Origin of the sequence: Phreatobacter sp. AB_2022a (genome assembly GCF_026847585.1) — a bacterium.
Taxonomy (GTDB): domain Bacteria; phylum Pseudomonadota; class Alphaproteobacteria; order Rhizobiales; family Phreatobacteraceae; genus Phreatobacter.
Genome location: NZ_JAPSET010000056.1, coordinates 24982 through 36091 on the forward strand (window position 1 = coordinate 24982; position 11110 = coordinate 36091).

The window sequence follows — 11110 nt, forward strand, 5'->3', positions numbered from 1 at the left end:
ATTGCTGAATGAGAGCGGCCATTTGCGAGACGGAACCATCGGTCATCTGCGATGCCCGTTGGTATGACCCGTTGCCGGCGCATGCAGCGCGCCGGCTTCCTTTCCGCCAACCGTGCCGCCTGGCAAAGGGTCCGATGGCCGCCTATCTCGCAAAACGGCTCGCCGCCTCGATCGTGACCGCGATCCTCGCTTCCGCCGTCATCTTCGTCATGGTGCGCAGCGTGCCGGGCGACGTGGTCGGCCAGATGCTGGGCCAGACCAGCGATCCTGTGGCGGCGCGGGCGCTGCGCGAATTCTTCGGGCTGGACCTGCCGGTCTGGCAGCAATATCTCGGCTGGCTGGCGCGCGTCGCCTCCGCCGATTTCGGCACGAGCTGGGCGCGCGGACAGCCCGTCCTCGGCATGGTGACGGCAGCGCTCGGCGTCACCTTGCAGATCGCCGTGACGACACTGCTCGTCGCCACCGTGATCGGCGTGCCGCTGGGCATCCTCGCCGCCATGTACGAGGGGCGCTGGCCCGACCGCGTCATCCAGACCTTCAACCTGCTCGGCCTGGCGGCGCCGGTGTTCTGGACCGGCCTCATGCTGCTGGTCGGCGTGTCGGCCGCCTTCGACTGGTCGCCGCCGCTGGTCTATGTCGGGCCGACCGAATCGCTCGGCGACAACCTCTCGATCATCGCGCTGCCGATCCTGAGCCTGGCCGTGCTGCAGGCGGCGGCCTACAGCCAGTTCGTCCGACAGAGCGTGGTCTCGGCCTTCGGCCAGGACTATGTCCGCACCGCCATCGCCAAGGGCGTGCCGACCCGCATCGTGTTCTTCAAGCACGTGCTGCGCAACATCGCGATCCCGCTCGTCACCTTCATGGGACTGATCCTGATCCAGATCCTCGGCGGCGCGGTGATCATCGAAAGCCTGTTCGCGCTGCCGGGGCTCGGCCGGCTGCTGCTCTCGGCCATCGAGACGCGCGACTACCCCGTGCTGCAGGCCGGCCTGCTGATCGTCGTCGCCATTGCCATGCTGGTGAACCTTGCCGTCGACCTGCTCTACCGTCTTATCGATCCCCGCGTCCGGCTGAGCTAGGTGCCGTCATGACCAACGCCGCTCCCGCCGTCCCGTCCGCCGCTCCGCGCGGCCGCGTCGCTGCCGCGCTCCGGCGCCTCGGCCGCGAGCCGGACCTGGCCATCGGCCTTGTGCTGATCGGCCTCATCGCGCTGGTCGTCCTGTTTCCAGGTCTCGTCAGCAGCCATTCGCCGCTCACCGTCAACGTCGACAAGGCGATGGAGGCGCCCTCGGCGCTGCATCCCTTCGGCACCGACGATGTCGGCCGCGACGTGCTCGCCCGCGTGGCCCATGGCGCGCGCATCACCCTGTCGATCTGCGCGGGCGCGCTGCTGGCGGCGGCCCTGATCGGCGGCGCCTTCGGCATCGTTTCCGGTTTTGTCGGTGGCCGAGTCGACATGCTGCTGGGGCGGCTGATCGACGTGGTGCTGAGCTTCCCGCCGATCATTCTCGGCGTGATGGTGACGGGCATTCTCGGGCCGAAGACGGTCAATCTCGTCTTCGCACTGACCGTCGTCTACGTCCCGGTCTTCTTCCGCATTGCCCGATCCGGGGCCATGGCCGAGGCGGGGCTCACCTATGTCGAGGCGGCGCGCAGCATCGGCCTGTCCGAACCCTGGATCCTCGCCCGGCACGTGACGCGCAACGTGCTGCCGCTGATCCTCGTCCAGTGCATGGTGCTGTTCCCGCTGGTGCTGCAGATCCAGTCGGCGCTCGGCTTCCTCGGCCTCGGCGTGCAGCCGCCGACGCCCGACTGGGGCGCCATCCTGCAGCAGGGCAAGGACTATATCCTGCTCGCGCCCTGGATGTCGGCCTTTCCGGGGCTTGCCATCCTGGTCACCGCGCTTGCCCTCATGCTGGTCGGCCGCGGCCTGCAGCGCCGCATGGACCAGCGATAGGACGGCCGTCGCGGTTCGGCGCGCGGCGAGGCGCCGCCGCACTCGGCCATGCGACCAGGCTGGCAACGATGCCGATCGGATGCTCATCTATGATCGCGCAGGCCCGTCGCGGAGCGGCACGCCGCATGGCGGGTTTCGGTGAGGAGGACGTCAGGCCAATGGGGCGACGGAGGGCAAAGCTTGGTCGGATCAGCGACATTGATCTTCGGCTGCTGCGGGTGTTTCAGGTGGTGGCCGAGTGCCGCGGGCTCGCTGCCGCCGAGCTGAGACTGGGCATCAGCCGGTCGACCATCTCCACCCATCTGTCCGGCATCGAGGCGCGGCTGGGCGTTCGGCTGTGCGAAAGGGGCAGGGCTGGTTTCGAGCTGACACCGGAGGGCGCCAAGGTCTATCGGGCCACCGCAGCCCTCATGCGCTCGCTGGGCGATTTCCAGGACGAGATCGAGACGCTGCACAATCCCGTCCAGGATTGCCTCAAGGTCGCCCTGCTCGACACCTTCGTCCATTTCGAGGACTGCAGGATCGGCGAGCGGCTCAGGGCGTTTTCCGGAGCCAATCAGGATGTCAAGCTCGACCTCTTCATCATGCATCCGGGCGAGGTCGAAAAGGAGCTGCTCGAGGGCAATCTGGATGTGGCGCTCACCGTGGTGATCGCCTCGTCGCCGGATTTTGAATATTATCCGATGCTGTCGGAGGACAGCTTTCTCTATTGTGGATCGAAGCACGCATTGTTCGCGGTCGACGATGCCTCGATCACCGAAGCCGATCTGCGCGACACCTCCTATGCCTCGAAGCTGTTCGCCAGGAGCCCGGTCTATCTCGGTCAGAGCGCCAACGTCGCGGCCGCGGAAGCCTTCCATGTCGAGGCTATGGCCCACTTCATCCTGTCGGGCCATTATATCGGCTTCCTGCCGGAGCCCTTCGCCCGGCTCTGGACACGCCGGGGGGACATGCGGGCGATCAGGCCCGATCTCTACCGCCAGAACTTCCGCTACGGGCTCGCGGCGCGGCGGAGCCGCCCGCTGCCCGCCGCCGCAAAACGGTTCATTCACTGCATGACGGCGGATCTTGCCAGTCTTGCCTGAAGCTGCCGCCCGGCGAACGGAAAGGCTCCCGGATCTCCGTGCGTCCGCCGTGGCCGAAGGGCTTCGTTCGCCTGCTGCCGGCGAATGTTTGAAAGATCCAGAACATGGCGTGCAGATTTCCTGATCGAACGCTGGGCGGCGTCCTCGTAGCGTGAGCCGGCCACGTGCTGCGGCACGGGCGGAGCGCCACGCCGTCCCGCCCCTCTGTCGCGCGATCGCTCGACCTTGCCTCGGCATGTGGCGCGAAAGGGCTCATCGACCCGGCACGAGGTCGAGCCCAGCCAGGGGGAGGATAGCGGAATGACGGCCATCGCGGCGGAGACACAGTCGGTGCGGCCTGCCGAGGCCGAGCTTCGCAAGGTCACCCTGGCTGCCTTCGTCGGCACGGCGCTCGAATGGTATGATTTCTTCCTGTTCGGCATGACCGCTGTCCTGGTCTTCGCACCGCTCTATTTCGCCAGCGACCAGCCGGTCGTTTCGACGATCCAGTCCTTCCTGGCCTTTGCCGTCGGTCCATTGGCGCGTCCGCTCGGCGGCATCCTCTGGGGGCATGTCGGCGACCGTTACGGTCGGCGGCCAGCACTGATCGGCACCGTCATGCTGATGGGTGTCGCAACGACGCTGATCGGCCTCCTTCCGACCTATGCCAGCATCGGCGTTGCGGCCCCTATCATGCTGGTGGCCCTGCGAGCGCTGCAGGGCGTCGCGGCCGCAGGAGAATGGGGCGGGGCGACCCTGCTGGTTGTCGAGAATGCCGCACCGGAGCGGCGGGGGTTCTACGGCGCCATTCTCAACATGAGCATTCCCGTCGGGACGGTGATGGCGAGCGGCGCCGTCGCTCTGCTCGGAGGCCTTCCGCGCGAGGATTTCCTGAGCTGGGGCTGGCGTATTCCCTATCTCGCTTCCATCGTTCTGATCGGACTGTCCATTTGGCTTCGCTGGAAGATCGCGGAGACCCCGACCTTCCAGGCGCTCGTTGCCACCAAACATACCCAGCATGCACCGATCCGCGAGCTGCTCAGGTTCTCCTGGTTGCGCGTCCTGACCGGCGCTGCCCTCTATTTCTACTCCGCCTCCGGCTTCTTGATCTTCACGACGTTCATGATCAGCTATGCGACCCAGACTCTGGGCCTGCATCCGAGCGTCATCCTGACCGCACTGACGGCCGCGCCGGTCGCACAGTTCATCTCGACCTACATTTCCGCGCGGCTGGCGAACCGGATCGGCGTCGCGCCGACCGTCATCATTGGCTTCGCGATGGCGACGGTGCTGGCCTTCCCGCTGTTCTGGGTGGTCGATACGCGGGATCCGGGCCTCATCATCGGAGGCTACATCGTCTATTTTGCGCTGGTGACGATCGCCTATGGGCCGCTCGGCGTACTTTTGACCCAGATCTTTCCGCCGCATCTGCGCTACAGCGGCTTTGCCATTTCGGTCAATTTTTCCGCCCTGGTCGGCGGCTTCGCTCCGGCCGTCGCGACGCTCGCGCTGGCGGCGTCGAACAATCAGAGCTGGGGGCCGGCTCTGCTGCTGTTCCTCGTCACCCTGGTATCCCTGATCGGCAGCATCGCGGCCTATCGGCTCGTCCTGCCCGATCGCGGCTAGATTGCGAGCGGCGCCCGGTCGCCGAGTGCTCGCCTCATTGGGGCGAGGTCCTTCTTCGAGCATGATCTCCTGGCCGCGGTGGTCTCGCCGCGGCCAGGATCGTTTGTCATCGAGCCTCGCGCAGCGCCGTTGACGGTCGCTCCCCTCCAGCGATGAACATGGATCGGACGGGCGGCAGTGTGGTCGTGACCTCGCCGGCCCGACAGTTTGATATTGCCCAAACATCTCGGGCAAACATCATGATCGATCGACCGCGGCGCGGTCCCTAGCCTGTCCCCATGAGATTTCAGCGCGTTGCGGGCGACCTGTGATGGTCGGAGAGCGACGCTGCGCGGGACGCGGAAGGGGAGAGGTCAATGCCTCATGTCGACCAAGGGTCTCCGACGACGGACGTTGGTGTTTTCCTGCCGATCTTCAGCGGCGGCTGGATCAAGTCGACAGCGTCGCCGCGCCTGCCAGGTTCATATCCGGATAACCTTGCGATCACATTGGCGGCTGAGGCGATGGGCTTCGACTTCGCCATGAGCGCCGCGGTGTGGCGGGGTTATGGCGGCGAATCCGAGGCGGCGAAATATGCGCTGGAATCGATGATGTGCATGGCGGGGCTCGCGCAGGCGACCTCGAGGATCAAGCTGTGGGCGACCGCCCACATGATGATCTGGCCGCCGGTGGTCGTCTCCAAGATGATCGCCACCCTCGATCAGATCGCGCGTGGGCGCATCGGCCTCAACGTCGTCACCGGATCCAAGCCGAACCTCATGAAGCAGATGGGGCTCTGGCAGGACCTCGGCCACGACGAGCGCTATGACCTCGCCGACGAATGGGTCGGCCTGGTCCGGCGCTTGTGGACCGAGGACAGTGTTACATATGCCGGCAAGTTCTACACGACCGATGATTGCCAGATGTTCCCGAAACCCTCGGTGATGCCGCCGCTGATCTGCGCCGGCATGTCGGATCGTGGTTTTCGGTTCACCGCGCAGAACTGCGACGTGGCGTTCCTGTCGGCGCAGGACAATGACAAGTTCTACGGCCGCGCCCTGCGTGCCAAGGAGATCGCGACCGAGCTCGGCAATCCCGGGTTGAGGACGTTCGGGCTGTTTCCGCTCGTTATCGGCAAGACCGACGAGGCGGCACGGGACCGGCTCGCGTCCTACAATGCCGCGGTCGACCGTCAGGCCGTTCTGAACATGATGGACGAATACAACGAGGACAAGGACGTCCGGCGCAACGAAGGCGCGCAGGTCTTCATCCAGCAGGCGCAGCAGCTCAGCGCGGTCATGCCCAACACCATGGCCGGCTCGGCGGAGACGCTGGCGTGGCGGGTTGCAGAAACGGTGCGGCGCGCCAGGCTCGATGGCGTCATGGTCATCCTTGCCGACTATGACGAGGACCTGCGGACCTTCGGGCACGAGATCCTTCCGATGATGGCCGCGCACGGCGTCACCACCCGTGCCGGCGGCGTGGCGGCGGGCCGCCGATGCCGGTTTTGACGCAGCGCGGTTCGCGCTTCGCTGGGACCTTCAGACACAACGAGCCGATCGGAGGCGGGGATGACCGAGGCACGGCATGTGCGGGTGGCCAAGAAGTGGCCGAGCGAGAGGTGGCAGGAGACGTGGGTGCCGGCGGTGAAGGCCGACAACGTCCTCTATGTATCCGGCATCACGGCAACCGATATCGACGGAAGACCGATCGGGTCGGGGGATTTCGCGGCCCAGGCCGAACGTTGCCTCGATAAGCTGTCGGACGTGCTCGGCCGCGTCGGCGGCTCGCTGCAGGATGTCGTGAAGCTGACGACCTACCTCTCGCCCAATGCCGGCCCCGACGCTGCGGCGCAGTATTTCGCCGTTCGCGAGCGCTATTTCGGCCGCGATGGCCCGGCGAGCACCGGCGTGGTCGTCGCGGCGCTGATCCGGCCCGAATATCTCCTGGAGATCGAGGCGATCGCCCATCTGCCCAAATAGAGCGGCGCGCCGGGCCGCATGCCCTGGCATTTCCTTCCCCTGGAGAGACACATGGCTTCCGGAACAGCGCCGCTGATCGTGGGCATCGGCGGTACCATGTCGCCGTCATCATCGACCGAACGGGCGTTGAAGACGGCGCTGGCCGCAGCGGAGCAGCGCGGCGCGGTGACACGCCTGTTCGGATCGGCGCATCTCGCGGCGCTCGAACATTATCGCTCCGGTCGCCTGAACGGCGCCGCCCAGGAACTGATCGATGCGGTGCGGGGCGCGGACGGTGTGATCATTGCCAGCCCCGGCTATCATGGCACGGTCTCGGGCTTGCTCAAGAACGCCATTGACTATCTCGAGGAGACGGCCGGGGACGACAGGCCCTATCTCGACGGTGTTCCCGTCGGATTGATCGCGACCGCTTATGGCTGGCAGGCCTCCGTCAACACGCTGGCGGCGCTGCGGTCGATCGTGCACGCGCTGCGCGGCTGGCCGACGCCGCTCGGCGTTGCCATCAACAGCGCCGGCGCCGGTTCGGCTGGCGAGACCGAAGCGTCCGCTCGCATCGCGAACCTGGTTGGCCAGGTCTGCGGTTTCATCGAGCTTGCCACCCGGGTCGGCCCGACGGCTGCCCGGCGGCATGCCGTGCCGGCCTGAATCGTGTCCGTGACCATGCGCGCTGCCGACCGGCCCATCGCCAAATTGCTGCTTGATCGCTGGTCTCCACGCGCCTTCGATGGCAGCGACCTCTCCAGCGAGGCCATCGAGCGTCTGATTGAAGCGGCGCGCTGGGCCCCCTCGGCCTTCAATCTGCAACCTTGGCGTTTCGGCGTGGTGCGTCGGGACACGCCGTCCTGGAACGAGGCTCTGGGCCTGCTCGTGCCGTTCAACGCGGACTGGGCGAGGTGGGCATCCGCGCTTGTCTTCATCCTGTCGCTGCGCTGCATGCCGGGACAGGATCCAGGCGCGCGGATACCCTCCTACAGCCACAGCTTCGATGCCGGCGCGGCCTGGACCTATCTGGCCCTTCAGGCGACCAGCATGGGCCTGTCCTGTCATGCGATGACCGGCTTCGATGTCGCGCAGGCGGAGCGCTTCGTCGGCGCCACGCGGGACATGCGCATCGAGGCCATCGTCGCCGTTGGTCGCCAGGGCAGACGCGACGATCTTCCGGAGCCGTTGCGCCACAGGGAACACCCCAGTGGGCGGAAGCCGATCGGCGAACTGATGATCGAAATCGCAGCGGCGCCTGCCAAGACCGGCGGCTGATGTCCCTGGCGCGGGAGCGGCCGGAACTCGCCGCCTCAGCACGCGCTGGCCGGCTGCGGCGGTTGCCGGAGGCCGGACTGTCGCCTCAGCTGTCGCCGACCGACATCAGCGTGCGCAGGAGGTAGTTGCGGATCGCCTCACGCGCGGCGACCGCGTCGCGGCTGCGCAGGGCGGCGACGATCTCGGCATTGTCGCGCACGGCGGCTTCGCGCACGGCGCTGATCGGCAGCGGATGGCCGCCGGGCCGGCCCCAGCCGGACTTGCGGCGCGAGGCGATGATGGTTTCGAACATGACGGTCAGGAAGCGATTGCGCGACGCCCTGACGATGGCGAGGTGCATCGCATATTTGGCTTCCTTGAATTCGGTCCAGGTGGCGGCGTTGCGCAGCGCCTCGAGATAGGCCGAGAGCCCGGCGAGATCGGCCTCGCCTGCGCGTTCGGCGACGAGCTCGGCCAGCATGGGCTCGAACATCAGGCGCGCTTCGAGGAGCTCGCCGAGGCTGAAGTCCGGTCCTTCCGGCGCCGCCTCGGTCAGCTTGGCCGCATCGCGCGCCACGAAGGTGCCGCGGCCGACATGGCGCTCGATCAGGCCTTCGCCGACCAGGAGGTTCATCGTCTTGCGCACGGTGTTGCGCGCGGCGCCGAAACGGCTCGCCAGCGCCCGCTCGGTCGGCAGGCGCGTCCCCGAGCGCATCCGTCCCTCGACGATCGAGCTCCGCAGGCTTTGATAAATCGCCTGGCTGTCGGAGTCGGACTTGACCCGCATGCTGGGTTCTTCGGGCGATCTCGTCAGGGTTTCGGGCATGCTTGGTCTGATTTGGTTCCACTGCCGCAAATCACCGATACACCATTTGCTTGGGTTGTTCAAAAGCGGTCGCGGCAGAGCTGCCTGCCGGTCCGAATGATTGGATATTGGCTGTGATTGGATCATATTGGTCGAGGCGCCCCCGGCGCCCGGCGCCATGCTGTCCCGCGCGGGTTTCGCTTGCCCGTGGCCGGCGGCCGGAGCAACGGTGGCAGGCCTCATCGAACGGATATCGGACATGACCTCGCAAGCCCCGCTCTGGTCAGGCCTCTCGGCCGAGGAGCACGAATTCCAGTACAATCCCCAGGCTGCCTTTCCGAACTATGCCGATGCCCAGGCCGGGCGCCAGGCCGCGAGCGCGGCGGCGCGGGCGAGCCTCACCTGCCATGCCGACATTGCCTATGGCGACCATCCGCTGCGCAAGCTCGACATCTATCCGGCAGCGCAAGCCGGGGCACCGGTCCACGTCTTCCTGCACGGCGGCTATTGGCGCGCCCAGGACAAGCAGAATTTCGTCTTCGTCGCGCGCGAGCTGGTGGCGGCCGGCATCACCACGGTCGTGGTGAACTACGAGCTCTGCCCGGCCTCGACGCTCGACGGCGTCGCAGCTTCTGCGGTCGCCGCGGTCGACTGGGTCCGGCGCGAGATCGGCGCCTATGGCGGCGATGCGCGCCGCGTGAGCCTGTCGGGCCATTCGGCGGGCGCGCACCTGACCGCCGAAGTGCTGGCGCACGACTGGGCCGCGGCCGGCGTCGATCCGGCCTTCATCGTCGGCGCCGTCCTGATCAGCGGCATCTACGACCCGCGGCCGGTCATGCGCACCTCGGTCAACGCCGAGGTCAGGCTGACCGAGGAGATCGCGCTGCGCCGCGACGTCGAGCGGCGGCCCGTTGTCGTCCGCTGCCCCGCGACCATCTTTGTCGGCGGGCGCGAACCCTGGCAGTGGATCGACATGAGCTATCGCTATGGCCACCATCTGCATCGCGCGGGCATGAACCCGGAGGTTCATACCCTGCCGCGGTGGGGCCATTTCGACATCCTCAACGAATATCTCGAACCGGGCAGCCCCATTCTCAATGCGGTCATCCGTCACGCCACGCGGGCCTGAGAACGGGCGAGGGAGCCAAGCGATGAGCGGTCAGCACTGGCGGATGACGGTCTATGATCTCACCGCAGGCGAGCCGTCGGTTCTGCCGGCGCGCAGCCATGCCTTCGTCTACGCCGCGCGCGGGACCGCCGAGCTCGGCGCCGCGACGCGGGCGGACGCGGCCGCGGCAGCCAGGATCGCCGAAGGCGAGGGGGCCTTCGCGATGGTCGGCGACCGGGTCGAGACGACCGGAACGGCCTGGCTGTTCGAAATCGCGCCGGCTTCGCTGCGGCTCCGCAGGGAACCTGGGCTCTCGCCCGTGCTGTCGCGCATCGCGGTGATCGATGACGGCCCGCACATCCTGCGCGCCGACCGGGTCGAAGCGGCGGCCGGCGCGGTGACGCCGGCCCATCGCCATCGCGGGCCCGGCATCCGCCGCCTGGAAAGCGGCCTGCTCGAGGCCGAGGTCGGCGACGCGGTCGACCGGATTGCCGCCGGAGCGGCCTGGTTCGAGACCGGGCACGAAACCGTGGTGGGCACCAACATTTCCGGCGGCGCGAACCGTTTCGTCCGCGTCATGCTGCTCCCGGCGGAGCTTGCCGGTGGGCTCAGCTCGTTCGTGGCGGCCTCTCCCGCGGAGGCGGCCAAGCCGCGCGCCGTGGCCCTCACGCTGTTCGGCGAGCAGCCGGTCGGCTGACCGGCCCGGCGCCATCGCACACATTGGCGTGATCGTCCGGCTCCGCCCTGGACAGGGCGATGCACACCCATATATGTAGCTAGCTACAATATGCTATTTACATATTATGGGAAGGCACAGATCAAGGGACCGATGCGATGGACGGCTATGGCGACCCCTACAAGGATTTCATGCGCGATCTCGCCTTCGCCTCGCGCTCCATGCGCACCTGCTTCGACCTGCGCCTGAAGCGGCACGACCTGACCCTCGCGCGCGGCCGCATCCTGCTCTACCTCGCCTCGGCCGAGCGGCCGATGAGCCAGGCCGAACTCACCATGCTGCTGGAGGTCGAGCATTCGACCGCCGTCCGGCTGTTCGATAGCCTCGAGCAGATCGGCTACATCACGCGCCTGCCGTCGGCGTCCGACCGCCGCGCCAAGGACATCGCGCTCACCGAGAAGGGCAGGCCCGTCGCCGCCACGGTGCAGCGCGTCATCGATGAAATGCGCGACGACGTTCTGCGCGGCATCGACCCGGCGGACCTTGCCATTGCCGACCGCGTGCTGAACCAGGTGACGCGCAATCTGACCGGTCTTGCCGCGGCGCAGCCCGAAGCCGAGCCCGTGTCATGACCGATATCGCCAACATGCCCGACGAGGAGCGCCTGCCGGCACCTG

General features: G+C 67.2%; 12 protein-coding genes. 11 read left to right on the forward strand and 1 reads right to left on the reverse strand.

Going from position 1 to position 11110, the window contains the following annotated elements:
* The first annotated feature begins 134 nt into the window (after positions 1–134).
* The 8 genes from OZ671_RS27735 to OZ671_RS27770 all read left to right on the forward strand — a co-directional run bounded on the left by OZ671_RS27735 (position 135) and on the right by OZ671_RS27770 (position 7865).
* A complete protein-coding gene (locus tag OZ671_RS27735; protein WP_268863719.1) occupies positions 135–1079 on the forward strand; it encodes an ABC transporter permease in 945 nt (314 codons plus the stop codon).
* 8 nt (positions 1080–1087) lie between these two features.
* A complete protein-coding gene (locus OZ671_RS27740) occupies positions 1088–1957 on the forward strand; it encodes an ABC transporter permease (RefSeq protein ID WP_268863720.1) in 870 nt (289 codons plus the stop codon).
* Between the two features lie 125 nt (positions 1958–2082).
* Positions 2083–3042, forward strand: coding sequence for a LysR family transcriptional regulator (locus tag OZ671_RS27745; protein WP_268863721.1), 960 nt, complete (start codon positions 2083–2085; stop codon positions 3040–3042).
* Positions 3043–3342: 300 nt separating this feature from the next.
* Entirely contained in the window at positions 3343–4647 is a 1305-nt protein-coding gene (locus tag OZ671_RS27750; RefSeq protein WP_268863722.1) for an MFS transporter, read from the forward strand.
* Positions 4648–5003: 356 nt separating this feature from the next.
* Complete coding sequence (locus tag OZ671_RS27755; RefSeq protein ID WP_268863723.1) at positions 5004–6137, forward strand: LLM class flavin-dependent oxidoreductase; 1134 nt, start codon at positions 5004–5006, stop codon at positions 6135–6137.
* Positions 6138–6197: 60 nt separating this feature from the next.
* Entirely contained in the window at positions 6198–6608 is a 411-nt protein-coding gene (locus tag OZ671_RS27760; protein WP_268863724.1) for a RidA family protein, read from the forward strand.
* Positions 6609–6659: 51 nt separating this feature from the next.
* Positions 6660–7253 (forward strand): NADPH-dependent FMN reductase, encoded by a 594-nt coding sequence (locus OZ671_RS27765; protein ID WP_268863725.1) that lies wholly within the window; start codon positions 6660–6662, stop codon positions 7251–7253.
* 15 nt (positions 7254–7268) lie between these two features.
* Positions 7269–7865, forward strand: coding sequence for a nitroreductase family protein (locus OZ671_RS27770; RefSeq protein WP_268863729.1), 597 nt, complete (start codon positions 7269–7271; stop codon positions 7863–7865).
* Positions 7866–7950: 85 nt separating this feature from the next.
* Here OZ671_RS27770 and OZ671_RS27775 read toward each other — a convergent pair whose 3' ends face one another.
* Positions 7951–8631: a FadR/GntR family transcriptional regulator gene (locus OZ671_RS27775; RefSeq protein WP_268863726.1), complete on the reverse strand. Its 681-nt coding sequence runs from the start codon at positions 8629–8631 to the stop codon at positions 7951–7953.
* A gap of 277 nt (positions 8632–8908) precedes the next feature.
* On the opposite strand from OZ671_RS27775, the gene OZ671_RS27780 reads away from it, so the two are divergent.
* From OZ671_RS27780 to OZ671_RS27790, 3 genes are all read left to right on the forward strand, one after another.
* Positions 8909–9778, forward strand: coding sequence for an alpha/beta hydrolase (locus OZ671_RS27780; RefSeq protein WP_268863727.1), 870 nt, complete (start codon positions 8909–8911; stop codon positions 9776–9778).
* Between the two features lie 22 nt (positions 9779–9800).
* Positions 9801–10454: a hypothetical protein gene (locus tag OZ671_RS27785; RefSeq protein WP_268863728.1), complete on the forward strand. Its 654-nt coding sequence runs from the start codon at positions 9801–9803 to the stop codon at positions 10452–10454.
* 137 nt (positions 10455–10591) lie between these two features.
* On the forward strand, positions 10592–11065 hold the full coding sequence (locus OZ671_RS27790) for a MarR family winged helix-turn-helix transcriptional regulator (RefSeq protein WP_103167752.1): 474 nt from the start codon (positions 10592–10594) through the stop codon (positions 11063–11065).
* The last annotated feature ends 45 nt before the right edge of the window (positions 11066–11110 follow it).

What these genes read in the sequence shown, in the direction of transcription:
- OZ671_RS27735 (WP_268863719.1), top strand. Translation starts at nt 135, where the DNA reads ATGGCCGCCTATCTCGCAAAACGGCTCGCCGCCTCGATCGTGACCGCG.
- OZ671_RS27740 (WP_268863720.1), top strand. Translation starts at nt 1,088, where the DNA reads ATGACCAACGCCGCTCCCGCCGTCCCGTCCGCCGCTCCGCGCGGCCGC.
- OZ671_RS27745 (WP_268863721.1), top strand. Translation starts at nt 2,083, where the DNA reads ATGGCGGGTTTCGGTGAGGAGGACGTCAGGCCAATGGGGCGACGGAGG.
- OZ671_RS27750 (WP_268863722.1), top strand. Translation starts at nt 3,343, where the DNA reads ATGACGGCCATCGCGGCGGAGACACAGTCGGTGCGGCCTGCCGAGGCC.
- OZ671_RS27755 (WP_268863723.1), top strand. Translation starts at nt 5,004, where the DNA reads ATGCCTCATGTCGACCAAGGGTCTCCGACGACGGACGTTGGTGTTTTC.
- OZ671_RS27760 (WP_268863724.1), top strand. Translation starts at nt 6,198, where the DNA reads ATGACCGAGGCACGGCATGTGCGGGTGGCCAAGAAGTGGCCGAGCGAG.
- OZ671_RS27765 (WP_268863725.1), top strand. Translation starts at nt 6,660, where the DNA reads ATGGCTTCCGGAACAGCGCCGCTGATCGTGGGCATCGGCGGTACCATG.
- OZ671_RS27770 (WP_268863729.1), top strand. Translation starts at nt 7,269, where the DNA reads ATGCGCGCTGCCGACCGGCCCATCGCCAAATTGCTGCTTGATCGCTGG.
- OZ671_RS27775 (WP_268863726.1), bottom strand. Translation starts at nt 8,631, where the DNA reads ATGCGGGTCAAGTCCGACTCCGACAGCCAGGCGATTTATCAAAGCCTG.
- OZ671_RS27780 (WP_268863727.1), top strand. Translation starts at nt 8,909, where the DNA reads ATGACCTCGCAAGCCCCGCTCTGGTCAGGCCTCTCGGCCGAGGAGCAC.
- OZ671_RS27785 (WP_268863728.1), top strand. Translation starts at nt 9,801, where the DNA reads ATGAGCGGTCAGCACTGGCGGATGACGGTCTATGATCTCACCGCAGGC.
- OZ671_RS27790 (WP_103167752.1), top strand. Translation starts at nt 10,592, where the DNA reads ATGGACGGCTATGGCGACCCCTACAAGGATTTCATGCGCGATCTCGCC.